This window comes from Citrobacter sp. RHBSTW-00887 (assembly GCF_013728095.1).
GTDB lineage: Bacteria > Pseudomonadota > Gammaproteobacteria > Enterobacterales > Enterobacteriaceae > Citrobacter > Citrobacter braakii.
This window is the reverse complement of sequence record NZ_CP056267.1, coordinates 36,980-63,977: the sequence shown is the minus strand read 5'-3', so window position 1 is coordinate 63,977 and position 26,998 is coordinate 36,980. Positions and strand designations below refer to the sequence as shown.

The 26,998-nt window shown below is 47.4% G+C and carries 22 protein-coding genes and 1 pseudogene; 15 read left to right on the top strand and 8 right to left on the bottom strand.

Translation table 11 applies throughout. The features are described 5' to 3' along the window. Nucleotides 1–7 precede the first annotated feature (7 nt). From HV314_RS00290 to HV314_RS00280, 3 genes are all read left to right on the top strand, one after another. Entirely contained in the window at nt 8–3,844 is a 3,837-nt protein-coding gene (locus tag HV314_RS00290; RefSeq protein ID WP_181547052.1) for a S6 family peptidase, read from the top strand. A gap of 210 nt (nt 3,845–4,054) precedes the next feature. Continuing rightward, a complete protein-coding gene (locus HV314_RS00285) occupies nt 4,055–4,555 on the top strand; it encodes a helix-turn-helix transcriptional regulator (RefSeq protein ID WP_049282826.1) in 501 nt (166 codons plus the stop codon). 211 nt (nt 4,556–4,766) lie between these two features. Continuing rightward, nucleotides 4,767–5,591 (top strand): AraC family transcriptional regulator, encoded by an 825-nt coding sequence (locus tag HV314_RS00280; protein WP_049282827.1) that lies wholly within the window; start codon nt 4,767–4,769, stop codon nt 5,589–5,591. A gap of 185 nt (nt 5,592–5,776) precedes the next feature. On the opposite strand, the gene misL is transcribed toward HV314_RS00280, so the two are convergent. Continuing rightward, complete coding sequence (gene misL / locus HV314_RS00275; RefSeq protein WP_181547050.1) at nt 5,777–8,620, bottom strand: intestinal colonization autotransporter adhesin MisL; 2,844 nt, start codon at nt 8,618–8,620, stop codon at nt 5,777–5,779. 75 nt (nt 8,621–8,695) lie between these two features. After that, a complete protein-coding gene (locus HV314_RS00270) occupies nt 8,696–9,313 on the bottom strand; it encodes a helix-turn-helix transcriptional regulator (RefSeq protein WP_181547048.1) in 618 nt (205 codons plus the stop codon). Between the two features lie 577 nt (nt 9,314–9,890). Between HV314_RS00270 and HV314_RS00265 the strand changes: the two genes are divergently transcribed. The 3 genes from HV314_RS00265 (at nt 9,891) to HV314_RS00255 (ending at nt 12,965) form a co-directional block, all read left to right on the top strand. Next, nucleotides 9,891–10,664, top strand: a complete 774-nt coding sequence (locus tag HV314_RS00265; RefSeq protein ID WP_142418047.1) for a winged helix-turn-helix domain-containing protein — start codon at nt 9,891–9,893, stop codon at nt 10,662–10,664. Further along, nucleotides 10,661–11,125: a hypothetical protein gene (locus tag HV314_RS00260; RefSeq protein ID WP_181547046.1), complete on the top strand. Its 465-nt coding sequence runs from the start codon at nt 10,661–10,663 to the stop codon at nt 11,123–11,125. Before HV314_RS00265 ends, HV314_RS00260 begins: the two co-directional genes overlap by 4 nt. A 343-nt stretch (nt 11,126–11,468) precedes the next feature. Further along, nucleotides 11,469–12,965 (top strand): C69 family dipeptidase, encoded by a 1,497-nt coding sequence (locus HV314_RS00255; RefSeq protein ID WP_181547044.1) that lies wholly within the window; start codon nt 11,469–11,471, stop codon nt 12,963–12,965. A 62-nt stretch (nt 12,966–13,027) separates the two neighbouring features. Here the strand turns inward: HV314_RS00255 and HV314_RS00250 are convergent, their stop codons facing one another. Next, nucleotides 13,028–13,690 (bottom strand): LuxR C-terminal-related transcriptional regulator, encoded by a 663-nt coding sequence (locus tag HV314_RS00250; protein ID WP_016155026.1) that lies wholly within the window; start codon nt 13,688–13,690, stop codon nt 13,028–13,030. Between the two features lie 481 nt (nt 13,691–14,171). On the opposite strand from HV314_RS00250, the gene HV314_RS00245 reads away from it, so the two are divergent. From HV314_RS00245 to HV314_RS00230, 4 genes are read left to right on the top strand one after another with little or no spacing between them, the layout of a single operon-like run. Beyond that, nucleotides 14,172–14,753, top strand: a complete 582-nt coding sequence (locus HV314_RS00245) for a fimbrial protein (RefSeq protein ID WP_046274747.1) — start codon at nt 14,172–14,174, stop codon at nt 14,751–14,753. Between the two features lie 54 nt (nt 14,754–14,807). Then, nucleotides 14,808–15,512, top strand: coding sequence for a fimbrial biogenesis chaperone (locus HV314_RS00240; protein WP_181547042.1), 705 nt, complete (start codon nt 14,808–14,810; stop codon nt 15,510–15,512). 25 nt (nt 15,513–15,537) lie between these two features. Further along, a complete protein-coding gene (locus HV314_RS00235) occupies nt 15,538–18,000 on the top strand; it encodes a fimbria/pilus outer membrane usher protein (RefSeq protein ID WP_181547040.1) in 2,463 nt (820 codons plus the stop codon). Beyond that, a complete protein-coding gene (locus HV314_RS00230; RefSeq protein WP_181547038.1) occupies nt 17,991–18,938 on the top strand; it encodes a fimbrial protein in 948 nt (315 codons plus the stop codon). The genes HV314_RS00235 and HV314_RS00230 overlap by 10 nt, the downstream gene beginning before the upstream one ends. 60 nt (nt 18,939–18,998) lie before the next feature. Here HV314_RS00230 and HV314_RS00225 read toward each other — a convergent pair whose 3' ends face one another. Together HV314_RS00225 and HV314_RS00220 are read right to left on the bottom strand one after the other, a co-directional pair. Beyond that, a complete protein-coding gene (locus HV314_RS00225; RefSeq protein WP_181547036.1) occupies nt 18,999–19,835 on the bottom strand; it encodes a helix-turn-helix domain-containing protein in 837 nt (278 codons plus the stop codon). Between the two features lie 355 nt (nt 19,836–20,190). Beyond that, nucleotides 20,191–21,096, bottom strand: a complete 906-nt coding sequence (locus HV314_RS00220; RefSeq protein WP_016155032.1) for a LysR family transcriptional regulator — start codon at nt 21,094–21,096, stop codon at nt 20,191–20,193. 110 nt (nt 21,097–21,206) lie between these two features. On the opposite strand from HV314_RS00220, the gene HV314_RS00215 reads away from it, so the two are divergent. The 3 genes from HV314_RS00215 (at nt 21,207) to HV314_RS00205 (ending at nt 23,533) form a co-directional block, all read left to right on the top strand. Then, nucleotides 21,207–22,214 carry a zinc-binding alcohol dehydrogenase family protein gene (locus HV314_RS00215; RefSeq protein WP_016155033.1) on the top strand — a complete coding sequence of 336 codons (1,008 nt, stop codon included), beginning with the start codon at nt 21,207–21,209 and terminating at the stop codon, nt 22,212–22,214. A 1-nt stretch (nt 22,215) separates the two neighbouring features. Further along, a complete protein-coding gene (locus HV314_RS00210) occupies nt 22,216–22,521 on the top strand; it encodes a putative quinol monooxygenase (protein ID WP_047415729.1) in 306 nt (101 codons plus the stop codon). A 109-nt stretch (nt 22,522–22,630) separates the two neighbouring features. Then, nucleotides 22,631–23,533, top strand: coding sequence for a carboxylate/amino acid/amine transporter (locus tag HV314_RS00205; protein ID WP_016155035.1), 903 nt, complete (start codon nt 22,631–22,633; stop codon nt 23,531–23,533). 27 nt (nt 23,534–23,560) lie between these two features. On the opposite strand, the gene nlpA is transcribed toward HV314_RS00205, so the two are convergent. From nlpA to HV314_RS00190, 3 genes and pseudogenes are all read right to left on the bottom strand, one after another. Beyond that, entirely contained in the window at nt 23,561–24,379 is an 819-nt protein-coding gene (gene nlpA / locus HV314_RS00200; RefSeq protein ID WP_181547034.1) for a lipoprotein NlpA, read from the bottom strand. Between the two features lie 125 nt (nt 24,380–24,504). Next, a pseudogene (locus HV314_RS00195) lies at nt 24,505–24,627 on the bottom strand (ISNCY family transposase); the annotation flags it as partial. Nucleotides 24,628–24,654: 27 nt separating this feature from the next. After that, nucleotides 24,655–25,071: a GNAT family N-acetyltransferase gene (locus HV314_RS00190; RefSeq protein WP_181547032.1), complete on the bottom strand. Its 417-nt coding sequence runs from the start codon at nt 25,069–25,071 to the stop codon at nt 24,655–24,657. A 130-nt stretch (nt 25,072–25,201) separates the two neighbouring features. Between HV314_RS00190 and HV314_RS00185 the strand changes: the two genes are divergently transcribed. Then, nucleotides 25,202–25,495, top strand: a complete 294-nt coding sequence (locus HV314_RS00185) for a YicS family protein (RefSeq protein ID WP_019078023.1) — start codon at nt 25,202–25,204, stop codon at nt 25,493–25,495. A gap of 92 nt (nt 25,496–25,587) precedes the next feature. Beyond that, a complete protein-coding gene (locus HV314_RS00180; protein ID WP_137380133.1) occupies nt 25,588–26,970 on the top strand; it encodes a glycoside hydrolase family 1 protein in 1,383 nt (460 codons plus the stop codon). Nucleotides 26,971–26,998: the final 28 nt, after the last annotated feature.

The window sequence follows — 26,998 nt, the reverse complement described above, 5'->3', positions numbered from 1 at the left end:
GGGAAACGTGAATAAGATATACGCGATAAAAAAGAACATTAAAGGTGAGGCGGTTGTCGTTTCAGAAGTCAGTGAAGGTATAAGGAAGAACATCACTCCACGAGTATCAATAAGCGTACTGCTAGTGAGTATGTTGGGGATATTATGTTCTGCTGCATCAAATGCTTCTGTTGTCAGCAGTGGGGTTAATTATCAAACATATCGCGATTTCGCTGAAAATAAAGGCTCGTTTAAACCAGATGCAGAAAACATCCCGCTATATGATAAAAATGGAAATGTCGTCACCACGTTAAATAAAGCGCCCATGATAGATTTCAGTTCTAATGACAGGACTGGAGTTGCTACATTAGTTGCGCCACAATATATCGTCAGCGTTAAGCACAATGTGGGCTATAAAAAGGTGAAGTTTGGTTACAACGACGATACTACCTACACCCTGGTTGACAGAAATAACCACAATCGAGACTTCCATACCCCCCGACTAAACAAAATTGTGACAGAGGTTAGCGCTCTGGATATGACTGACGCGGGAACGGCCAAAGGCACATATCAGAATCAGGAGCGGTTCCCCGTTTTCTATCGGGTCGGTACGGGAACGCAATATGTAAAAGATGAGAGCGGTAAACTGACTAAGCTGTCAGGGGCATACTCGTATAAAACCGGGGGGATCGTAAATCATCCGTTTATTTCGGACTGGAGTTTTGTCACTAATACAACAAATACGCCACTTTCCACCTATGGCACACCTGGCGACAGTGGTTCCCCACTTTTTGCCTGGGATGCTCAGCAAAACAAATGGGTTGTCACTGCCGTGCTCAATTCTTACGCGGGTGTGAATGGAAAAACTAACTGGTATACGATCATCCCTGTCGGAGATGTGGCTGATACCATGAAACAGGACGCTGATGCTCCCATTAAATCACAACAAAATGAGGGAGATATTCGCTGGTCATATGATGATAACACAGGCGTTGGCACATTAACCCAAGGTGCAGCCTCATGGTCAATGCATGGCAATTTCGGCCCTACTGCGCCAACCTCATTAAACAGCGGTAAAGATCTCACCTTCCAGGGCGGTGGCACCGTTGTATTAGAACATGCCGTTAACCAAGGTGCAGGAACGCTGACTTTTGATGACGATTATACGGTCAAACCACTCGACTCTCAGACCTGGGAAGGTGGTGGGATCATTATCAACGGCGATCATAGCGTTGACTGGCAAGTTAATGGTGTTCAGGGCGATAACCTGCACAAACTTGGTGTCGGGACATTAAAAGTTAACGGCACGGGAATCAACCCCGGAGGGCTGAATGTTGGCGAAGGAACTGTCGTCCTGGCACAACGGCCGGATAGCGATGGTAATGTTCAGGCCTTTAATAATGTCAGTATTGTAAGCGGTCGCCCAACCGTTGTTTTAAGCGATGACAAACAGGTTAATCCCGATAATATCAAATGGGGCTATCGCGGCGGTAAGCTCGATATCAACGGTAACAGCCTCACCTTCCATCAGTTGAACGGCGCCGACGATGGGGCGATTCTGACCAACAGCGGAAGTCAGGCCTCCGTTAACCTGGATTTCAACAAGCCAGATGCCACGACGGCGGTTGCCAACATCTGGCACGGCCATTTTACCGGTAATGTTGATGTTAAAAATACCATGACGCCCGGAACGCAGAACGACTTTGTCATGGATGGTGGGATGAACACGGAGGGAAACTTCACCCAGCATAATGGCCGCCTGTTTATTCAGGGGCATCCGGTTGTACATGCCGTCAGTACTCAGGCTGTCGCGGATAAGCTGAAGGCGCTTGGCGACAATTCTGTCCTCACTCAGCCGGTTTACTTTACCCAAAGTGACTGGGAGACCCGCCAGTTCAGCCTGAAACAGCTTAATCTTTACAATACTGATTTCAGTCTGGCGAGGAATGCCAGCCTCAATACAACGCTTTTTGCAGACCATTCTGCCGTGACGCTGGGTAGTGAAGATCTCTATATCGATCTCAATGACGGTAACGGTGTGAAAACCACGCCGTCATTCGGGCAGTCAAAAGCTACAAACGACGCCGATCGGAGCCGTTTCACCGGCCGCGTACAGCTGAATAACGGTTCTACTCTTAACATTAATGAGCATTTTACCGGCGGGATTGACAGCGCAGACAGCTCGGTGACGGTGGCGTCCACCGATGCCGTTCTCAACCAGAAAAGCAGCTTCAGCCACTCATCGCTGTCGCTGGCGGATGGCGCGAAGCTGACGGCAACCTTGGGTCTGATTTCTGACAGTGAAGTGGCTGCCGGTGCGGGATCGACACTTTCGCTGTTGTCCGGACAGTACTCGGCTGAGCGCTGGCGCTTTAACGGCCAAGGCACCACGCTGTATGTCGGCACGGGTAGCGTAATAACGGGAAATATTCAGGCGAATGATACTGCCAGCCTGAATTTTGGTACAGCAGAGGAAGCCAGTGAGAATCTGTTCACGGCTTATGGTGGCAACCTGAGTGCGCCACTGGCAGGCGCGGTGATGACGAATACCCTCTGGCAGGCGAACGGGCAGTCCGTGGTGAAATCTCTCGACCTGAAAGGTTCACAGGTGCGCTTTGGCAATACCGGCGCAGCGGGTTCTCTGACGGTGAACACTCTGACGGCCAGCAACAGCCAGTTCATCTTGAACACTGACGGTAAAACGGCAGATACGGTAACGGTTAAGCAGTCGCTGTCCGGTAAAAACAATGCGCTGGTTGTTGTCCCGTCTGTGGCTTCAGTGAGCCAGGGAATGTCATCCGTAGCGTTAGTCACAGCACCGAAAACGACGGCTGCCGATGTGTTCACGCTCAAACCAGTGACACTGCGCGCGGGTATTCATACCTTCACGCCGCAATTGGGCATCGTGGAGAGCGAAAACAGTAAACAATGGCGGCTGGAAGGATTTGACGTGCAGCAGGACAACGCGGCGCTGCAGGCCAGCAAATCAGTTATGAATGCGGGATATAAAAACTTCCTGACAGAGATGAACAACCTGAACTACCGCATGGGCGATCTGCACAACACCCACGGTGAAACCGGGGCGTGGGCGCGAATCTTCAGCGGTACGGGTTCCGCTGAGGCGGGCAATTCCAACAGCTGGACACATCTGCAGATTGGAGCCGACAGAAAGCACGCGTTTGACGGCGGTGATCTGTTTACCGGTGTGACGGCAACGTTCACTCACAATAGCAGCCATGGTGATGGCTGGTCCGGTCAGACAAAATCAACCGGTATCGGTTTCTATGCTTCCGCGATGTTTGACTCCGGGCTGTATGTGGATGCAATCGGTAAATATGTCCGCCACGATAACCACTATTCGGCAAGCGAAATCGAAATGCCGGAGCAGGATTACCGCTCACATTCCTGGTATCTGGGCACAGAAACCGGCTGGCGCTTCTCGTTACCTGACGAAACCTTTATTCAGCCGCAGACGGAATTGGTTTATGGCTCGGTGTCAGGAAACCGGTTTGACTGGCAGTCTGCAGGCTCAGACATCCGTATGCAGCGTAAGCAGGATAATCCATTGATAGGTCGTACCGGCGTTGATATCGGTAAAACCTTCACAGGTAAAGACTGGAAGTTGACCGCGCTGACGGGCGTTCATTATCAGTATGACCTGTTTAATCCTGCGAAGACGGTCATTCGTGATTTTGCCGGGAAAACGTCCATCAGAAATGGTAAAGATAGCCGGGTAAACTTTAATTTCGGTGTCAATGCTGAAATAAAAGAAAACACCAGGATTAGTCTTAATTTTGAGCGTTCGGCGTTTGGTCATTACGATATTGATAAGGCAATTAACGCCAATATTCGTTATTCATTTTGATTTTAAATTTTGAGCAAGTAAAAGCCTGAATCGATAGTTCAGGTTTTTTTATGGATTAATTGCAAGTGATAATTAAATCCATTTACACTATAAGTTGTGGTACATAATTTTATCGCAATGGACTATTTTTTAGGGTGGTTTTTGTACTTTTCATACCTTATAGTCACTTTTAGTTAAGGTGTCTAATACATTTGATAGCGAAGAGTTCTTATGTCCATTGCTTTTTTATTGGCAAGTAAAAATGCTTTTTTCAATTACGGATTATCATTGCTCGCCAATGACAATTCAGATATTAAATGTTACGAGTACAGGAATTTTTATTCTGCTCATGAAATACTGAATAAATATAAAAAAGTCTATTTGGTTTGTGACAGGGATGATTACTTATCTTACTGCTTTTTGATGGAAAAATTCCCGGTAACCTGCCTCTGCTTTAAGCAGGTATCATACCAGAATGAGAAGCTGCGTGTGTTCTCAAGCCGAACACCTTCGCCTGCTTCAGTGTTCAATGGCTTGACGGATGATGAACGAAAAATAGTCTATCTGTATTTTTTTAAGAGGAAGAGAATCGGAGAAATCGCGACGCTAACGCAGCTAAAAGAGAGCAGTATTTATTATAAAATACAATCTATTAAACGCAAACTGGGGGCAGAATCCAGCCGAAAGCTTCCGATATTGCTTAAGAATTTTTTTCTTGCACCGAATGTGTGATTGCCATATTTTCGCACTATTTCTCATTGAAAATATTAAAATTGTTAATTATCTCACCAAAGCCACTGGGTAACTCTTTGTATTTTAAAGAAATACATAGTTAAAAAACAAATAATTAGAATTATACATTTTTCCTATTATTAAAAAATTCCGAGTTTACATGGCTGATAACCCATGAAATTATATGCATGCAAAGCATGGGGGTGACTGTATGAATAGCCAAAGTGCTTTAAGTAACCTTATTTTCCCGGCTAAGGAAAATTTTGCACACAACAATCTGTTGGTGCTGAAAAAAATCCGTTTTTATAACTGTGCGATTATCTATCTGCGGGATGCGCAACTGCTTATAAAAACAAAAGATGGGCAGTCCTTTAATGTTCCCCCTGAATCACTTTGTTACGTCGAAAAAAACACCGTGATTGATATTACATTAAAAGTGTTAGGCAAAGGTGTTCCCTATGAGCTCTATCAAGTTGACAGTGATGTATTGAGTTGTATCTGTAAAGTGATGGAACCGCTTCTGTTGGATCCGCAAAGCGTTAACCAGATGCGACGTAAAATATTTACTTGTCCTGTTGATGAAACAGATACAAAAATTTTCAAACGATTAACTGGAAGCGATGTCCCACAACACCGACAAGTTTATAAAATAACTTATCTTCTTTCTAAAATGAGGGATATAGAATCGTTAGTTTATTCCTTGTCAGTATCAACGGATACCACCTTTACTGAGCGGCTGAAGTCAATCATTGAAGCTGATCTCTCTAAATCTTGGAAGCTGGCAGATCTGGCGAGCATTTTACATATGTCGGAGGTGTCGATTCGTAAAAAGCTGGAGAAAGAGAGTAATAATTTTAATACGCTAGTGCTGGATATTCGCATGCATCAGGCGGCAAAACTCATCACCACTACCGAGAAGCATATTAATAGAATCGCCAATGAAGTGGGCTACACCAGTACATCTTATTTTATTCGTAACTTTAAAGAGTTCTTTGGCATTACACCGAAGCAGTTTGCTTTGAAAGTAAAAAAATAGTCCTGATGATTTATACATACCATTTTCCTTAAATTATTCTTCTATATCTTTAAGGAACTCCACAGAAAAAAACGGCTTTGGCGCAACAGGTGGGGGGATTGCTGAAATCTTTATCCGGCCTCCCCCCCACAAAAAATAAAGCCGCCGATCGGTTAATCAGCGGCTTTCTGTCACCTGCAGTTACGTCAGAAGTTATATTTCACGCCCAGCATACCGCGAGTATCGCTGTAGCCTTTGTCACCAACCTGTTGGGCCACGTTGCTCCACACGTTGAGGCGCGGAGTGATTTGACCTTCAACGCCGACTTTCAGCTCGCCAATGTTCTTGGTGCCACGCATGTCGTTGCTCACATCGTCCATCTTCACGCTGGCGGTCTGCGTGTTGTGGATCCAGTTGGCTTCAACAAACGGCTGGAACTCACGAGATTTACCGTCGTCGATGGCGTTGTGACCGTTGATAAAGGCTTTTACCCCCAGACGGGTCATCAGGTTGCCATCGGTGTTGTCCTTCACGCGGGTACCGTTCGCTTCCCGGTGGCTGTCAGCCTGCACGTCCATCCACACCACCTGAGCTTTCGGTTGCAGCCAATAGCTGTTGCGCTCATTTTCACCCAGTTTGAAGCTGTAACCGGCTTCAACAGAAGCGGTGATCCCGCTGGATTTATATTTCTCCGTCGCCTGCTCCTGGCCCATCACCTTGTTATCAAACCAGTTGTACAGCATCCAGGTGTCTACATAAGTGCCGGTCTTGTCAGCGTCATTGGCATACCAGGTGCCGTACAGCCCCACGCTGTAACCGGTGACCTGACCACGTGAATGGTAGCCGGTCAGACTGGACTGCGTGCGGTTCTGGCTGTTGGCATAACCAGCCATCGCGCCGAGGTGCCAGCGGTCGAGACCATCGCTACTCCACTGCGCCAGGTCACCGCCTAACTGCAGGACATAGCTGTTGCTTTGGGTTTTCAACTGCCCGCTACCGTCTTTGAAGCGGGTATGTGCCCCGACGTTACGCATCCACAGACTGGTGACTTTTTTCTCGCCCGTCAGCATATCGACGTACTGCGTTTCCCCCAGACGATCGTGGAGTCGGGTCATGAACAGCGTGTTAGCAGCGTAGTTGTTCGCCAGATAACTGCCTGCTTCCGGGCGGTACTGCTGCTCAGTGACAGGGGGCTCAACAGGTTCTTCCGGCTCAGGGATAATCGGGTCGACAGGATCGACCGGGTCCGGGTCAACAGGACCTGGGTCAATAGGGTCAATAGGGTCAACCGGGTCCGGGTCAACGGGATCTGGGTCAATAGGGTCAACCGGGTCCGGATCGACAGGGTCCGGCTCTTCCGGATCCGGCGGAGCAGGAATAAAGCTGGTCAGATACCAGTTGCTGCCCTTTTGCACCACGTTATAGTCGTACGCACCGGCAACAATACGGCCCGCTTTCTCAAAAGTACCGTCAGAATTACCGGCCACTTCGATGATCTCAATTCCCTCAACGGTTTGCGCCCCGGTTCCGCCAATATTGTTCACTGCCACAAATGCGTTACCCGCGGTGTTGCCGAGCACTTTCAGCTTGTCGGTTTCGGAGGCATCGTCATTCAGGACGGTATTGAAAACGAGTTTTCCGCCGTTGCCGGTAAAATCTTCATTGATAGTAAGCGTCTGCCACGGTTCGCCGTCAGCATGCCCAAAGTTCACTACTGACCCGCCGTTCAGCGTCAGGTCAGTGAGCGTTGAGCTGTTGGTCATGTTCCAGGTCGCATCGCTCATTTGCAGCGAGATAACCCCCGTCCCGGCAGTGGCGCTGGTGACGTATGACGCCCCACTCCACAACGAGTTGTCAGTCATATTGAGTTTGATGGTACTGTTTTGCTGCGGCTGGGTGTTGTTTGCGGCAGTAGCACCGGCGGCGTGAAGATCGCCGTCGATAAGGAAACGCCCGCCAGCAGAACCGTCGACGATGCCTCCCGTTTCTGTACTGATGGCATAGCTTTCATTGCTGTGATTGCCCGCCATAGCAATAGTAGCGCCGCCACCGAGATTTACCGTGCCGCGTGAAATCGCATACAGGCCGCGTGGGGCCTTGCTGAATGAGTAAACTTTATCGATGCTGTTAACACGAATCGTCGCATTATCACCCAGATTCACCGTCGCATTATAGGAATAGACCGCATGGGCGCTGGCTCCGCTCACCGAAATAGTGGCGTTATTGCCCAGTTCCGTTTTGGAAGATGAGGCGGCGTAGACCCCTATTGAGGAAGTGCCCGATGTCTCGATGGTGGCGTCATTGCCAAGGCGGATTGAGGACCCGCTCTGTCCGGAGCGGATTCCCTCTGAGCTGTTACCGGTCGTCACAATGTGTGCCCGGTCGCCGACAATAATCGTATTTTTGGCAAGCGTTGCGTCTCTAAACGCGTTGGCGGTGATGCCACGTCCCTGGTTACCGGTGGTTTGAATATACAGATCGTCGCCGACGTAGATGTTTGCTGAGCCTATCCCACCCTGACCGATGGCGTTGTAACCGGCGTTAATACCATCACCATCCTGGCCGTCCACATAAATACTGGTGCGATCCCCGGTGATAATAAAGACTGGATTATCCGGCGTATTAGCCCCGTGCGTGCGGATACCGTCAACATCTTTACCATTATTAGCGGCATTCTTTGACTGTGTGCGAATCGTCAGGTCGTCACCGAAAATAACGCCCGGGCTACCCGTCGCGCTGTTCTGAATAACGGTAATGGTGTGTTCGAAGGCTTCTCCTCCTGGCCCATTCAGCGTTAATCCATGACCATAAACGGGAATGGTACCGGCACTCCACTGATAAACATAATTCGGCATAGCGCTTTTTTTTTCGAAACTGCCATTTGCCTGTGCAGGAAATAAAGCCTGCAACTCCGGCGAAAGACTGCTCACCAATCCACTGGCAGGAAGACTATCAATATCAATCCAGGCCGCGTGGGTTGAAAATACCATTGACGTTAACGCGGTTGATACCGCTATCGCAATGCGTGAGTAATGCTTAGGTTTTTTCATAATAGCCTCCTGCTTTCGGGCGTAGGGCGTCCACCACATCGCAAAGATGTGAAAATAGTAAGAATCAAAAATGCGTTATAAAATATTCGACAGTATTTGATGAATGCTATGGCCTAATTTATCTTCAAGCCTGAGCTTGTAGACATATATTTTCTTAATATCTATATTATCTATTTTGGTAATTTGCTGAATACTTTTCCCTGACACAAATCGCTTCAGTAATATCATTTCTGTATAGTTGAGTGAGCGTCCGCGTTTACTGTTCGCAAGGTGGCCGGTAAATAATCGGCGAATTTTCTGATGCTGAACTTCATCATCATCATCGGAATATATAATCCCTTGTATTTTATTGCTTTTCGACAGCCAGTAGTTGGCTAACGGCGCGAGATTCCTGTCCGCTATCAACACAATATACATACCGCTGTAGGCCAGCCGGTCAACCCATTGCGGATCGGCGAACAGGCGCAGGTTTGGGAAGGAAAGGTCCACAAAAATAAACCCACGCGACAAATGATTTTGATTATTAAGGAGAAGTTTTTCAATAATTCCTTTTTGCAGAAAACTATTTCCCTCTGGCCAGATCGCAAAAGTGGCTCGGTGACAGTAGTTGGCGCGTACCACAGTATCCGGAAATAATTGACAGGATAATTCACAGCTTATGCAACGAACACTCTGTGATGGTGATCTCTTCATCAAAAATGACTCCTGTTATTTTTCCATAAATATTTCATTGGTAAATAAATGTGTCAATCCGACACGTGTGACATTCCTTGTCAGTTAATAACAGTGACACTTAAAAAATGTAATAAACTCCTGATACGCTATTATGTATAGGCTGTAAGTAATGCGATTGCGCTAAGCTTTTTTCTACTTTACCTAAGAATAACAGCCTGGGAATTAGGAATTTTATGCATAAATCCAAATCCCAGAATAAACATTAAAAAAGCACTATTTGCTAAAAATTAATCAATGAAAGGGGTACTTATTAATTACACAATCCTGATAACTCAATCCCCCTTGAAGTGCTGTTGATAAATATAATGAGAATTCAGATAAAACTGTAATGAATTCTCATTATTTAACATTAGTTAATACTTACCTAAGAATTTACAGACGTAACACATTGTATTTAAAGTGTTTTTAATCCTTAAGTGAAATTCTTATCTTCGATCACGTACAAAGAGTGAGGCATATTCACGATTTGGATGTAAAATTTAAGGTATGTGTAGGCACACGCGGTGATACGTTATAGTTACTGAGGGCTGGGCAATTGTACCTTATCAATCAGTTGGTCGAATTTAATCCTGACAGCAAAAGTCTGGTCAATCGTCAGACCGGGCGCGCAATACAACTTCAACTCCCAGCTTCGCTTTGCTTTCTCTATTTAATTACTCACGCAAGTGACATTGTTTCGCAGAACACATTGATAAAAGTGGGTTGGGGTGAGAGAAATAATGTGACCACAACCAACACATTTTACCAGGCTATTCTGACGCTACGTAACGCGCTGGCGGATGTGGGTCTGCCACGTGATACGGTGAAGACTATTTCACGACGCGGACTCAGATTAAATGGAAATACGCAGGTAGAGGCGATAACGCATCCTCAGAGTGAAGTTTTCCAGTCACCGCTAATAGAGGAATACGCGCCCCCAAAGATAATTCCTCCCGCGGCACAACAAACGACGCGGGTCCCCTGGTGGAATATTATATTTAGCGCTGGCATCGTTATTGCCACATTGATTATCTGGCTGGTGTGGTATCAGACACGTCCTGTTATGCCGTTTAGCAAATTCATTTCTGTTTCTATGCAGGTCCCATCTCGGCAAAACTGTAAAATTTATTACTCACTGAATGATCACGATCAGGAAAATTATTTCAATCTGATGCAACTGCACCCTTCTCTCTGTGAAAACAACAAGCATGTTTTCCTTTCCGGCTACCGTAAAGCGGAGAGGATCGTGGCATTTGTTTGTGATAAAGATGCACGGGTAGATGCGTACGCGTTTTGTACTACCCATTATTACTGGATGCGCGGGCAATGAAAAAAATACATCACCTTATTTTAATCGTAATCGGCCTGGCGACATTGCTCGGATCAGGCGGATGGCTATGGCAATCACGCTATGCCGAAAAGCAGCTAAATTGTGTTGGAAATGTCGAATGGAATATTGGCAGCAACCGCTTTGCAGGTACGGTTTCATTTCGGATGTACAAAGATGCAGGGCTAGCGACCATTACCGGAAAACTGTACGGACGTAATACCTCAGACATTAGCAGGAACATCTATTTCAGTTATACCCGGCAGCACGAAGCCCGAGTGCTACAGGCAATGCAGGTGGTCAAAACCTTCGCTGATAGCGCCGATGAAGCTGATATTAACAACACATTACCCGGATTTTACCGTCAAAGCGGACGAAACCTGAGCCTGGTCATGGAGGAGTATAAGGGCGCATGGATTTTTGCCAGCTCAAATGTCCCCTCGCTGTATTGCCGCAAAAGGTAACGTCATATCCGGATACAAAAAGCACGCCCCCTTCAATAGAATTCATATTTGCCATCATCGACTTACGCGACATGGGTCACTGAATCCACTCATATCCCATTGCTATTCTTCATCCCGAATCAGGAAACATCCTGAATACCACGATATCCATTGCGCAATAATTAAGCGAAATGGGCGTTTTATTTTGCCCAGAAGACTTCAACCTACGGATGGATATTTGGAGAAGACGTGGACAGGGGCGTTTATCTCTCTCGCGAGCAATGTCTGAGCGTTCAGGCGTTATCGCATTTCAGGAAACGGTGTGTTTCCGGTGTATTTTTGGCGTACATATGAGGGATACGTAATGTTTACTTTTAAAAAGTGCCTGATTGCACTTTCTATAAATTTGGCCGTTGTTTCATCAGGTTTTGCTTGTACGACCCTATTGGTCGGTAATGAAGCATCAGCGGACGGCTCCATGCTGGTAGCCCGTAGCGCTGACAGTGATGCCCTGAAAGCGCAGCATTTTGTCATTCATCCGGCCAAGCAGAATCAGACCGGGGTATACAGCACCAAAGCACATAATGGCGCAAATGACTTTACCTGGCCGCTACCCAAAAACTCTCTGCGTTATACCACCGTTCCAAACTGGAAAACCCAACTGCACGGCGCGACCGGATTTAACGAATTGGGCGTTGGCGTGAGCGGTACAGAATCTATTTTTGCCTCAGCAAAAGCACTGGCTGCCGACCCCTACGTTGAAGATAAAGGGATCACCGAAGATGATATCCCGGATATTCTGCTGTCCCAGAGCAAAACCGCGCGTGAAGCCGTGGCGCTACTGGGTCATATCGTTGAGACCGTCGGCGCTGGGGAAGGTTTTGGCGTGGCCGTCGTCGACGATAACGAAATCTGGTACCTGGAAACCGGCAGCGGTCACCAGTGGATGGCGCAGCGCCTGCCGAATAACCAGTATTTTGCCACCGGTAATCAGGGCCGCTTACAGGATTACGACCCTAAAAACCCGGACATGATGGCGTCAAAAAACCTGATTCAATTTGCGACCGAAAAAGGTCTGTACGAACCGGCAAAAGATGGCAAATTCAACTTCTCCAAAGCCTATACCCGTGATGATGAGCGTGACCGCACGTATAACGATCCTCGCGTATGGACCATCCAGAAAGAGTTCAATCCTTCCGTAAATCAGGATATGGCCAAAGGGCGCGAATTTCCGGTGTTCATGACGCCAGAGAAGAAGATGACGCTGGACGATGTGAAGGCCGTGCTGCGTAACCATTACGAAGGCACCAGCCATGACCCGTACACCAACGGTCTGAACGGCAAAGAGCCATGGCGTCCGGTTAGCGTCTTCCGCACCTATGAAGCGCACGTGATGCAGGTCCGTCCGTGGTTGCCAAAAGAGATTGGTGAAACGACCTACATTGGTCTGGGTATGGCCGACCTCACCGCGTTTGTTCCGTACTACAGCGGCCTGAAAGCGTATCCGGCAAACTATACGATGGGTACCGATAAAGCGGACGATCAGTCCATTTACTGGAAATACCGTAAGTTACAGACGCTGACGATGACCGATTATCCGAAGCTCGCGCCAATCGTCAAAAAAACCTACAAAGCATGGGAAGATAAAGTGGCGAAGGAGCAAAAAGAGGTCGAAGCAAAATATCTGAAGATGGCAAAAACCGATAAACCTGCCGCAGATAAGATGCTGAATGACTTCAACTTGCGCATCATGGCCGATGCCGAGAAGCTGACGGAAGATCTAACTAATCAGCTGTTTACCATCCGCACTAAAGACATTCAGTCTGATATCTTCTTCGCAAACGCTGCGAAAAAAGACTGAGTAACGACACGATGACATGCTGGCGCAAAGTAAGCTTCAAAACTTTGCGCCAGTAGTACGGCTTACATTTCCTTCCGCGGCAGTTGATCGAGAGCCAGACTTCTTAGATGCAAGTTGGCCCAGCAAGCTGCCTGTGTTCGGTTATTCACAGATATCTTTTTAAATATATTATAAATATGCGTTCTCACTGTATTTTCACTAATAAAAAATGCGTTAGCAATTTCTACATTAGACGCACCTTTCGACAACTCAGTTAAAATTTCATATTCTCTTTCGGTTAAAACGCCGTAGTTATTATCTGATGGCGTGAGGTTTACATACTCTGGCAGCGGTGACAGTGAGCGTGGTGGACGGGAGGTTTTTAGCCCCTCTTTAAGGAGTTCTAACAAATATTCTGTAGAGCAATTATTTGGTACGATCGACTCAAAATTTGGCCATAGCATGCTCTCATAGAGCGGGAGCGACCGCAGGCAGTTAATAATATAAACGCGCAAACTATATGCGCTGTCATTGAGTAATTTTGACCAGACATTTTTTAATTTACGGCTTGATGCCTGTATATCATAGAGGATGATACTTCCCTCAACGATAAATGACATGTCTGGTCTGCTAATGTTAACAAAATCAACCAAGATATCGTTTTGCTTATTGAGATAATCCAGCAAGAGTTGCGTCTGTATTGATTGGTTACTAATGAGTATTATCTTACTGTCCATGTTAAGCATATGTAGCCTTCATTCAAATGATGATTGACAATATTCCTTATCGTTATTGCATGCCAAGCCAATAACAAGTCACTACTTAAGATTAAAGATAATCTGATTGAATTATAAGAATTTAGCTAATTGTGCAATTCGATCATTCGCTTTTTCCGAGCGCAGGATTCGATTTTTCTTTATAGCACTTAAAGAAGTATCACAATACAAACATAACATATTGTATTCCAAGTGTTTTTATTTGACCTTTGAGTAAAGGACTATCTCAATCACAATCTACTTATAGATAATAATAATTCATTAATACTCATAGTTAATGATCATTATTAATATTATAGGATGAGTGAAATACGTCCAATCTACGATGTACAACAATAATTTATCTAACATAATTGATAGCGGGCGACAGCCTTACAGGGCGCAAGAAAAAAGGACCCCAGACAATGTTACTGATAATAGGGACGATCTATCTCTAAATGAGGAGCGCATTATGAGTAAACTATCCATTATAAGTTTAATTAGCTGTGCCATCGCAATTCCTTCCGCTATGGCAGATTTTGGACATGGCCCCAACAGGGATCAAAAAGGCGTTGTTAATTTTTCCGGTCATGTTTATTCCAATTCGTGCATAATTGAAGCCGGTGATAAAGATAAACAGGTAAAATTAAACCCAGTTCTCAATACATTAGTTAGCAAATTACATGCAACGCAACTCCAGCAATTCAGTATTAAAGTGAAGGGTTGTTATATTAATGAAAAAATAGTTCCCAAATTAGCCTGGAATGTTAATTCCCCTCTAACTCACGATGGATATCTCAAAAATACGACAAGGGGTGGAGCCCAAAACGTAGCGCTAGTCCTTAAGGATAATCGTGAAAAAAATATTAACCTGAGGAATAAGAATGACCGATTTGAACCTGAGAAAGATTATCTCCTACATGGCAATGATAGCCCGACTTTAACTTATAAATTCAGCGTGGGTTACATTATACCACGTGAAAATAGTGGTTCATCATATGTTCAACCGGGACCGGTAAGCGCTCAGGCAAACTATAGTATTACTTATCTCTAAATACACAATGCTATAGCTGCCTTGCGCTATAGCATTTATTTTAATAGAGGCTTCATGAAAATTTTCATTTATTTATTAGCTCTATTTGCTCTCTCTACCGCACATGCAAATAATATCATTGTCAATGGCACCCGATTTATTTACTCTGAAGATTCCGCAGAGATCACGATACAAATGACGAATACGGGAAAATATCCATCGTTGGCCCAGGTATGGTTGGATGAGGGAAATCCAGAAAAGTTACCGGAAGAAATTTCCACTCCATTTATTATTTCTCCCCCCATTGCCCGCGTTGACGCAGGCAATGGGCAATCACTCAGAATAAAAAAAGCCGTTGATAAAAATATTGTCGCCACCGACCGTGAGTCTATGTGGTGGCTTAACATACTGGATATTCCTTCCGTGGATAAGAATAGCGTCACGGACAATTCAGCTGTGCTCAATTTAGCCATTCGCTCACGCTTTAAGTTTTTCTGGCGACCCAGTGGGTTAGGTGACCGTCAAAACGCGGAAAATAAGATAAAAATTATTGCTAACCAACGTGACATAACGCTGGTAAACCCCACCCCCTTCTTCATCACGGTTGCGGATATTGTGACGTCATCAGGCCATGGACTCATAAACGAAGGGGTCATGGTCGCCCCGAAAAGCAGAACGACTATCAATGCAAAACAACAAGTCAGCCAGGGTGAATCGGTTGTTTTACAAGCAATCAGCGATTACGGCGGAATTGTGGAACACAAAACAACCATTAATTAATAAAAAGGGATAAAAGGAATTAGTAATGGGTTTATGTAAAAGGATCCTCACCATACCCTGTTTCATTATTTTTCATGGTTCATTATTTTCCGTTGGAGCTCACGCAGAAGACAGCACTCGCTACGAGTTCGATAACGCCATCTTAATGGGCAATGCTTCACTTAACGATTTGCAGTCCTTTAATGCCGCAGGCTTATTGCCTGGGACATATATCGTAGATATTTATATTAATGATAACTGGCGTGGACGTCGTGAACTCTTATTCAAAAAAGATAATCACGGCGATTTAGTTAGCTGTTATTCAGAAGCATTTCTCAAAGGCGTGGGCATTAACCCAGAAAAAATGAATCAAACGCTGGCAGCTCACCCTTCACGCTGCGGCAGCATTGCCGATTGGGACACCAGCGGGAAAGCAACGGAGAGACTCAACACCAGCCAGCTTGAGCTGCGCATCACCATCCCGCAGGCTTATGTTGATAATATCGAAAACAATTATGTCCAACCTGAACTCTGGCAACCAGGGGCGCCGGCGATTAATTTCAGCTATAACGCCGATTACTACAGCACCCAGCAACGTGGTAACGATCGTTCAAGTACGGACAGCGCCTGGGTGGGGATGGATATACGAAGCTCTGCTGGAGGGTGGCTAATTGAACATTTTGGTAGCCAAAATTGGGACAGCAAAATAGGTAGCCATTACGCCAATAATCGCACGACGCTAAAACGGCCCATCACTCGTTGGAAATCCATGTTAAGCGCTGGCAAGTTCTATACTGACAGCCAGATGTTCGACAGTATGGCTATTCTCGGAGTGGGATTGGCTTCTGAGGATTTAATGCGCCCGGATAGCACGCTGAACTGGGCGCCGATTATTCGCGGCGTAGCTGAGACCAACGCCCGTATTACCGTTACCCAGGATGGTCAAACCATTCATCAGTCCTCGGTTCCGGCTGGGCCATTCTCGATTGATTCCGTGTTGCCCGCGAATACTGGCGGCGAGTTGCTGGTCACGATTCAGGAATCAGACGGGCGTATCCGCCGCTTTACCGTTCCATACTCTTCGGTACCACAGCTACTAAAACCCGGCATTTCGCGCTATGGCATCACTCTCGGCACCGTCGATGAAGATAATTATGATGAAGATCCGTTTTTAGCCCAGGCCTACTGGCAGTATGGCCTGAACAACTATTTAACGTTGTATACCGGGGCCTCTGGATTCGAGCGCTATCAGTCAGCCCTCATCGGTAGCGGTCTGAACACCCAACTCGGCGCATTCGCCCTTGATATCACCCAATCGCGCCTGAAGCTTGAGGACAATCGTCAACAAGGACAACAGTATCGTCTGACATGGAATAGCACCCTACCCTGGTCGGCAACCGCGCTCTGGCTGGAAGCAAAATACAGTTCACATCACTTTTACGGTCAACGCGATGCGCTGGATGCCCTGGATGCACAGGCATTCGTCAGCCAATATTTCTCGTCACGCGAGAAGCAGTCGTTTAGCGCCAGTATTAATCAGCCGTTATCCGATACCTGGGGTTCATTCTATTTATCCGGCTCTCTTAAGAAGTTCTGGGATCAGCAGGATAATTATCGCCAGTATGCCGTGGGATACACCAATGCCTGGGGCAACCTGACCTGGAGTATATCCGCCCAGCGTTTCTGGAATGAGGATCAACAGGGTTCGGTCATCAAAGATGACCAAATCATGCTCTCATTCAGCTATTTCCTGCCCCGGGATAACGCCGGTTTTACGCAGATCTCCTCTGATAGCTACAGCAATAACGGCAAAGCCAGCAATACACGCCTCGGCTTCACGACCTCGACTGATGAGGAAAACAATATCGTTTGGGGGGTCAATACCGGCTATCTCCGCGGCGGTAGTGTGGAATGGGGAGCAAACGGCATGGTGCGTACGCCTTATACCTCGCTGAACGGGACGTGGAGTCAGAGTAACTCATGGCACCAGGTAAGCGGTGGAATGAGTGGCATGCTGGTTGGGCACGCGGGGGGAATAACCTTCTCGCCAGAGCGCTCAGATACCGTCGCGCTGGTCTATGCGCCTGATGCGCATGGCGCTCATCTTGAAGGCGTACCTGGAACCCGCTTCGATAAAAATGGCTACGCCATTCTGCCCTGGCTTCGTCCGTGGCGCGTGAATGACGTTACTATCGATCCAAAAGGTTCAACTGAAGGTCTGAACTTTACCAAAACTCAGGCCAAGGTTGCGCCTTACGAAGGTAATGTCATTCCAGTCACCTTTGAAACGACGCTCAGAAAACAGAACATTATTTATCCCCGCCTGCAGGGTCAGCAGAGAATACCATTCGGTGCCATCATCCGCGACAATGCCAATAATCATGTCGGCTACGTCGGACAAGGCGGTGCGCTTTATATTGATGAAACCACCTCACCAGAAGTGTTCGTTTCACTGGAAACAGGGAAATGCACGATCGTGTTAAAAAACCAGGAGGCCACATGTCGGTAATACGTACCGCTTTAATTCTGGGCTGTGCCTTGGGCATTCATCAGACAGCCAGTGCTGCATGTACCCTGACCACACAAAAGTTTATTTTGTCGCCGGAAATCGTTAACGATAAGCAATCAATCCAGTCAGGGGGAGTTATTCAGACGCGCACGCTTTCACTACAGAATATTCAGGCGTCAGGCTGTACTAACAACCAGCCTTTTTCCGCACAGATTATTGGCGATCGGTCCGCAATGAAACAACCCGGTATTATACGCAGCAATGTGAGTGGGATTGGCATTAAAGTCACCCTGGAAACCTCAACCGGACAAACGATCCAGTGGCCATCAACTTTCAGAGCGACGGCAGATGAATTCAGGAACAGCAAAATAAAGATTGAGCTGATCAAACTGGATGATCAGCTTGCGGCAGGAGCCGCTGCGGGTTCCATCAACCTGCAAATCAGAAGTGAGGCTCAATCGTTGCCCGTGGTGGATATCATTATGCCGGCAAAATATATCACGATGCTCAACCGGTCATGCACAATCAAAGGTAACCGCTCGATCAACGTCAAACTGCCCGATATAGCACTTGAGCAATTCAGAGGCTATGGAAGCACTGCGGGAAGAAAACCATTTACTATCGACCTTCTTTGTAAAAGTGATTTTACGACGCCTTCCCGGGTTATTCTAAGCTGGAGCGACACAGAGAATGGTCACCGCAGTATTATCGGTGTACTAAAGAATATCCAACCCAAAGGCGCTGCTGGCATCGGCATTCAGGTGTTAGATCAACAACAACAGCCTGTTAAATTCAATACACCTTCATATATCAATTTAGCACCTCAAGATAAAGGTAATCATTCCATCCCGTTTTATGCTCAGTATTATCAAACAGCTAACAATGTCAGTCCCGGCATTGTACGTTCAGTTTTGTATTTCAATGCTGAGTACCAATAATTAATCCTAATTTAGGCGTACTGCGAGGTCTTTGCTCCACGCAAGTGGAGCTTTTTTACATTACACATCTATCGGAATGTAATGTTCACAGGTAATTATTTTGTTTTTAAGATCCTCTTGGTTATAATGGAATATTTCAATATCATAGCCTGCCTTCCTTTTTAATTTACTCTCCGGCAACATATTAAAATAAATATATCTTGAATAGAGTGGATAGTCCTCTTTCTTGAATCTGAATGAAAAACAGGCATACGTTCCCGAAGGACACTCATAACGATTATAGGCATTGGGCGAATGATGACTTTTATTACCAATGATGCTTTTAACTTTCAACCGCATCATTGAGTTTGGATTAGACGAGAAATCGGTTAATGCCCACACATTTTGTTTTGAACTGGTAAGTTGCTCAAATATTAGATTTAATCGATGCAGATGCGAGTCACTGGCAGGCGGGATTGGTGTGTCATAGTTGTACTGAAATCCATGCACGGTATCAGCAGGTAAGGTACGTAGTTGCAATTCGCCGACAACAATATCACTGCGCAGTACAAACGACATTAACGGCGAAAGGTCCCAACTGGGATTTTTACGGTATTCTGTGGGGGTATAACCGGTTAGTTTTTTAAATTCACGGCAGAAAGATTGCTGAGAATCGAATCCCACCCGCACTGAAATATCGATAATATCCATATGAGTAAGGCGTAACAAGCTTGCTGCTTTGGTTATCCGTCGCCTACGAATATAAAGCCCCACAGGCATATTTATTCGCTGTTTTAAAATATTCTGTATATGCCTGCGGCTGTATCCGGAAAACTGTGAAATGTCATCAATACCAATGCCTGAAACAAAATTATCTTCTATATAATACAATGCATCATTTATAGTCTTTGACTTCAATGGCCCTCTCCTACCCCAATAAATAACGTAGTAACAAAAAGCATCAATGCGTTTAACAATCAGGCAAAGAAATAGGTATGTATCGGGGCTATTATGTTTTATATCGTAGCAGAAGGTATCTCGTCAAATACCTTTTAATAAATATACAAGTCATTAAATCATCGACCACAAAATCCTTAACATAAATATTATAAACACTGCATTAGTTTAAGAAATAATATTTATCGAAGAAACTATACTCATTGAAACAATTATCACTAACTGATCGGCGTTCCGATCAGATTAATGCCAGCAACAGAGATTAGCTATTATTTATGCGTATGGCTATCGAATAATATTCCTGAGATTGAACACCTCACGGGGAAATGCCCAACGTGTCACACCGCGCCTTCACGGCGTCATGCAGCAGACGGACAGCCGTTGAAAGCTGCTTACGATGTGGGCAAATCATATTCAGCGGGGCTTTCTCGCCCAGGTAATCAGGCATCAGTAGCTGCAATCGTCCATCACGCACATCCTCGCTGACATCCAGCCACGACTTGTATGCGATGCCTTCTCCGGCAATCGCCAGCCGTCGGATTACTTCAGCATCGTCGCTCATAATGGTGCCGTTAACCTGCACACTGCTAACCTCGCCGTTATGCGTAAACGTCCAGCGATCGTGCAGGCGTCCGCGTAAGACGAAGGTCATGGCGTTGAGCTGTGTTAAATCATCCGGAGTTTGCGGCGCGCCGTTTTGCACAACCCATTCCGGTGATGCCACCAGCACGCGTCGGTTACCCGATGCGACAGGCAGCGCAATGTAAGATGCGTCTTCGGTGTTGCCATAGCGAAACGCTACATCGACGGGGTCTTTAAAGACATCCGTCACCTGGTCGGAGAAAAAAATCCGCAGGCGCAGCGCGGGATAGCGGCGTCGAAACGACTGAAAGACCGGAAGCAGTAGGTTCCGACCGAGATCGGAAGGTACAGCGATTTGCAGCGTGCCTGAAACTTCATCTTCCGGGGTCTGAATTTTTTGCAGCCCGGCATGCATCACGTCCAGCATCTGGCGGGCATAGGGTAGCCAGACCTCACCTTCAGGCGTCAGGCGCAGACTGCGCGTGGAGCGGGCGAACAAGCGGATAGCCAGCGTAGACTCCAGGCGCTTAATAGCAGAACTGACCTGAGCAGGCTGAACGCCGACTTCGCGTGCGGCATCGCTAAAACTATTTAGCGCCGCGGCGCGGACAAACAACGTGAGATCTTCAAGCCGGAACATTTTCACTCCCCGAGTATAAGTCCTGTCGCCGAAGGGCTATTTTTCCCGTTCTGCTACCGGTTTACCATCGAATTATTCAACAGATAGAAGGTTTATTAACCGGAGAGATTATGAAAGCCATCGCTATTACCCGCGCCGCAACCGACGGCAGTAACATTGAATTTTTACAAGAGATTGACCTGCCCATGCCCGTCGCCTCCGGGCACGATCTGCTGGTTGAAGTGAAGGCCATTTCCGTCAACCCCGTTGATACCAAGGTCCGCGAAGGTTTTAACGCTGATGTGCCCCGCGTGCTGGGTTGGGACGCCGTTGGCGTAGTGAAGTCCGTGGGTGAAGCAGTCACTCTGTTCGCTCCTGGCGATGAAGTCTGGTACGCCGGTGCGCTGGGTCGCGCTGGCAGTAACAGTGAATTTCAGCTGGTTGATGAACGTATTACCGCGCTGAAGCCGCAATCTCTGGACAACGCTTCTGCTGCGGCACTGCCGCTGACCGCCATCACCGCCTGGGAAATGCTGTTCGACCGCCTGGGCGTTGAGGAAAATGGCAATGAAAATGATGTGTTATTGATTGTTGGCGCTGCTGGCGGCGTCGGTTCTATCCTGACGCAACTGGCCAGTAAGCTGACCAAAATGACTGTCATCGGTACCGCTTCACGTCCACAGAGCCAGAAATGGGTACGTGAAGCAGGCGCTCATCATGTGATTGACCACAGCAAACCGCTGATGGAAGAGCTGGCTCGGATAGGCATTAAAGAGGTGACGCACGTTGCCAGCCTGAACAATACCGAGCAGCACTACCCGCAAATTATTGCCGCCCTGGCGCCGCAGGGCAAACTGGCGTTGATTGACGATCCGCAAACCCTCGATGCACGTCCACTGAAGGCCAAAAGCATTTCGCTGCACTGGGAATTTATGTTTACCCGTTCGATGTTTACCACCCACGACATCATTGCGCAGCATCAGCTATTAACCCGCGTGGCACAGTTGATCGATGACAACACCATTCGCACCACGCTGGGCGAGCATTTTGGCGCAATCAACGCGGCGAATCTGCAAAAAGCGCACGCGCAAATTGAAACCGGTCGTTCAGTCGGCAAGATTGTGCTGGAGGGGTTTTAACATGTCTGATTCAGAGGTGATTTCAATTATTGCGGTACTGAAAGCCAGACCGGGGAAAATCGACGCACTAAAACAGGCGCTGCAGGCTCTGCTGCTGCCCACGCGCCAGGAGCCGGGCAATATTGAGTATGCCCTGTTCCAGTTGCGCGACACACCGGATGTCTTCTACGTTCGTGAATCCTGGCGCGGTCAGGCCGGTCTGGACGAGCATATCGCCCTGCCCCATTTCCAGACGTTTATTCTGCAAATGAACGAGCTGCTGGCCGAACCGCTACGACTGGATTATCTGACGCCGATTGCGCCGTAAGATGACTGCCGAAGCCCCCTGCGGTGTGGGGGGTCATATCTCACTCGCTTCGTTATCTCTGCTATGATGCCTGCACACAAATAAAACAAAACAACATGCAGAGGGAAAGATGAGTTCCACCAGAAGAGGGATGATGAACGTCCTGATTGCCGCCGTATTATGGGGAAGTTCAGGCGTTTGCGCGCAGTACATCATGGAACAAAGCCAGATGTCGTCGCAGTTTCTGACCATGACGCGCCTGATTTTCGCGGGGCTCATTCTGCTGATGCTCTCTTTCGTTCACGGCGACAACGTATTCTCCATTATCAAAAACCGCAAGGACGCCATCAGCCTGCTGATTTTTTCCGTGGTCGGGGCACTCACCGTACAGCTAACCTTCCTGCTGACCATCGAAAAATCCAACGCCGCCACCGCGACGGTGCTGCAATTTTTGTCACCGACCATTATCGTGGCGTGGTTCTCCGTGGTGCGCAAAGCGCGGCCGGGGGTTTTAGTGCTGACGGCGATCTTCACCTCGCTCATCGGTACTTTCTTACTGGTCACCCACGGTAACCCGACGTCGTTATCTATCTCAGCTGCCGCGCTGTTTTGGGGAATAGCCTCGGCGTTTGCCGCCGCGTTCTATACCACCTACCCCTCAACGCTCATCGCGCGCTACGGCACATTACCGGTCGTCGGCTGGAGTATGTTAATCGGTGGAATGATCCTACTGCCGTTCTATGCAGGGCAGGGAACTCATTTCGTGGTGAATGGCAGTTTAATTCTGGCGTTTTTCTATCTGGTGGTCATCGGCACGTCACTCACGTTTAGCCTGTACCTAAAAGGCGCGCAGATGATTGGCGGACCGAAAGCGAGCATTTTAAGCTGCGCGGAACCGTTGAGCAGTGCGTTGCTGTCCCTGCTGCTGTTAGGCATCACCTTTACCCTGCCAGACTGGCTGGGTACGCTTTTGATCCTCTCATCGGTCGTGCTGATCTCAATGGACTCACGTCGCCGCGCCAGAGCGGTTTAACCCAACTGGCGCGGCAACGGGTGACGATTACCAGCCCGGAACTGCGCCGCCGTTAAAGATAGTTTCAGCGGCCTGCGCCACTTCCGGTGACTGATAAGATTGCAGGAATTCTTTCACATTCTCGGCATCTTTATTGTCTTCTCGCGCCACCAGAATGTTCACGTACGGTGAATTTTTGTCTTCGATAAATACGCTGTCATGTACCGGAGAAAGCCCGGTTTGCTGGATGTAGGTGGTACTGATAATCGCCACATCCACTTTTTGATCGTCCAGCACGCGCGGTAGCTGAGCCCCTTCCAGTTCCATAATTTTCAGATGTCGCGGATTATCCGTAATATCCAGCGCCGTTGGCAGCAGGCCGGTATCCGCTTTCAGAGTGATTAACTTCTCTTTTTGTAGCAGCAACAGCGCCCGCCCAAGGTTGGTCGGATCGTTAGGTATCGCAATCGTCGCACCGTCTTTTAGTTCAGCAACGGTTTTGATTTTCTTCGAATAACCCGCCATCGGGAACACAAAGGTATTGCCCACCGCTACCAGCTTATAGCCGTGCGCTTTATTATCTTGTTCAAGGAACGGACGATGCTGGAAGACGTTGGCATCCAGCTCACCATGATTAGTGGCATCGTTGGGCAGCAGAGAACCGCTAAACCCCACCAACTCCACCTCCAGGCCATATTTTTCTTTAGCGACTTTCTTCGCGACTTCCGCCACATCCTGCTCTGCACCGTTAATCACGCCCACTTTAATATGCTTTGCATCATTGTTCTGCTGATCGCATCCTGCCAGCAATAATCCCGACAGTAATAACGCCGCCCCAGCCCCGAAATAAGGTATCTTCAGTTTCACGTTTTATCCTTTTGCAATAACCGCCTGATGAGTAATGAAATGACTATAGCGGGAAGGCCGCTGCGGTTTAAAAAACGAAAAAGCATCAGCAAGAAGAAAAAAGCATAATGCGAAAAGGAAAATGAGTCGGAAGGTGCCGTTAGCTCATCAAAGGAAAGCCCAGTAATAATTAGCACCAGTTCACGATCAATCCCCTTTTCAAGCATGGCTTGGGCTATACGCAACGCTTCTTCCTGTTTGCCTTCAAGTCATCCCTTTTGCAGTCCTTCCGGTCATCAAAACGTTTTCGACAAATAATGGCGCGCGGAACCGGTTTCTGGAAAGTTATCGAGGGTCATTTGCAACTGATAGCCGTTTTTCTGATAAAACGGCAGCGCCTGGAAACTCATCGTGTCCACCAGCGCATGCAGGCATCCTCTCTCACGCGCCGTCTGTTCAGCGGCCTGCATCAACTTTGTGCCGTAACCGCCTTTACGCAGCGATTCATGCATCCACAGGAAATCAACGCACAGCCATTCGCCTTTGATTTTACCGATCAGCCCGCCCAGTATTTCATTGTGCTCATCGCGCCAGTACACCGCCAGGTCGCCAAAATTGGTGGTCCTCAGGAACTGGCGATTGTAGGCGCGCAATCCAACAAGCAGAGCATTTTGATCGTCTTCAGTAATGGTATCTGTAATCTGTATTTGCATCCTATCCTCCTGAAAAACTAAAACTTCTGGCTGATTTTCTTTTTAGAAATTAACACAGGCTGATGAGTGAGGCGCATGCCGTCTACACTTACTCTTGAGATGATGCGCATCGACAACAAGGATTATTATCATGAAACAAGCCGTTTTACCGCTTATTGCCATTCTTTTCATGCTGCCGGGTTTGGCGCAGGCCGATTCGGCTTATGGCTCTCTACAGTCCGTTCATGAAAAAAACACCGTATTGAAGGATTTGCGCAAGATTTGTACCCCGCAGGGGTCGCCATCGGATGAGGTGTGGGAAAAAACGATTATGGCTGATACCCGTAATCAGCAACACATCCGCGAAGCCATTCTGGCAATACAAAGAAACAATCAGAACAACTACTGGGAAGCGCTGGGCAAAGTTGAATGCCCGGATTTGTAACTATCGCATTGAAAAACGAGTGCTGTAACCGGTTTCTGTTTTGCAAAATCGCCTATTGTGTAGGGAAATGAAACACATCAAGGAGCAAGATAATGCGATACCGTTTTCCCGAAAACTTTTGGTGGGGCAGTGCCTGCTCGGCGCTGCAAACCGAAGGGGATAGTCTGAACGGCGGCAAAAGCCAGACGACATGGGACGTGTGGTTCGACCGCCAGCCTGGGCGTTTCCATCAGGGGGTTGGCCCGGCGAACACCTCGACCTTTTATCAGCACTGGAAACAGGACATCGCACTGCTCAAACAGCTGAAGCACAACAGCTTCCGCACTTCAATCAGTTGGTCACGACTGATCCCGGACGGTACTGGCGACGTCAATCCGCAGGCGGTTGATTTCTATAACAACGTCATCGATGAGCTGCTGGCGCAAGGCATTACGCCATTTATCACCCTGTTTCACTTCGATATGCCGATGGTGATGCAGGAGAAAGGTGGCTGGGAAAACCGTGATGTGGTTGAGGCGTTTGGTCGCTACGCACAAACCTGTTTTACCTTGTTCGGCAATCGGGTGAAGCACTGGTTCACCTTTAACGAACCGATTGTCCCGGTAGAAGGCGGCTATCTGTATGACTTCCATTACCCTAATGTGGTGGATTTCAAACGCGCGGCCACCGTGGCGTATCACACCGTACTGGCGCATTCCACGGCAGTGCGCGCATATCACGCCGGTAGTTATGACGGTGAAATCGGTGTGATCCTGAATTTAACGCCCTCTTATCCGCGCTCACAACACCCGGCAGATGTAAAAGCTGCGCACCATGCGGATCTGCTGTTTAACCGCAGCTTCCTTGACCCGGTACTAAAAGGTGAATATCCGGCGGATCTGATAGAGCTGCTAAAAGAGTACGATCAACTCCCAGCATGTCAGCCAGGCGACCGTCAGCTCATCGCCGATGGCAAAATCGACCTGCTCGGTATTAATTATTATCAGCCGCGCCGCGTGAAATGTCGTGATACTGCCGTCAATCCTGACGCGCCGTTTATGCCGGAGTGGCTGTTTGATTATTACGAAATGCCGGGGCGTAAAATGAACCCTTACCGTGGCTGGGAAATTTACGAGCCAGGTATATACGATATTATTACTAATCTGCGTGATAACTACGGCAACCCGCGCTGTTTTATTTCTGAAAACGGCATGGGAGTCGAAAATGAGCAACGTTTTATTCAGCAGGACCAAATCAACGACAGCTACCGTATTGAATTTGTTTCCGCGCATCTTAAATGGCTACATAAAGGCATTAGCGAAGGGTGTAATTGTCTTGGCTACCATATGTGGACCTTTATTGATAACTGGTCCTGGCTCAACGGATATAAAAACCGCTACGGTTTTGTCCAGTTAGATTTAGATACGCAAAAACGTACGGTGAAGAAAAGCGGCGAATGGTTTGCCCATACCGCCGAAAACAATGGTTTTGATTGATTCAGTCGTCAGATAACGGTGTTGCCTG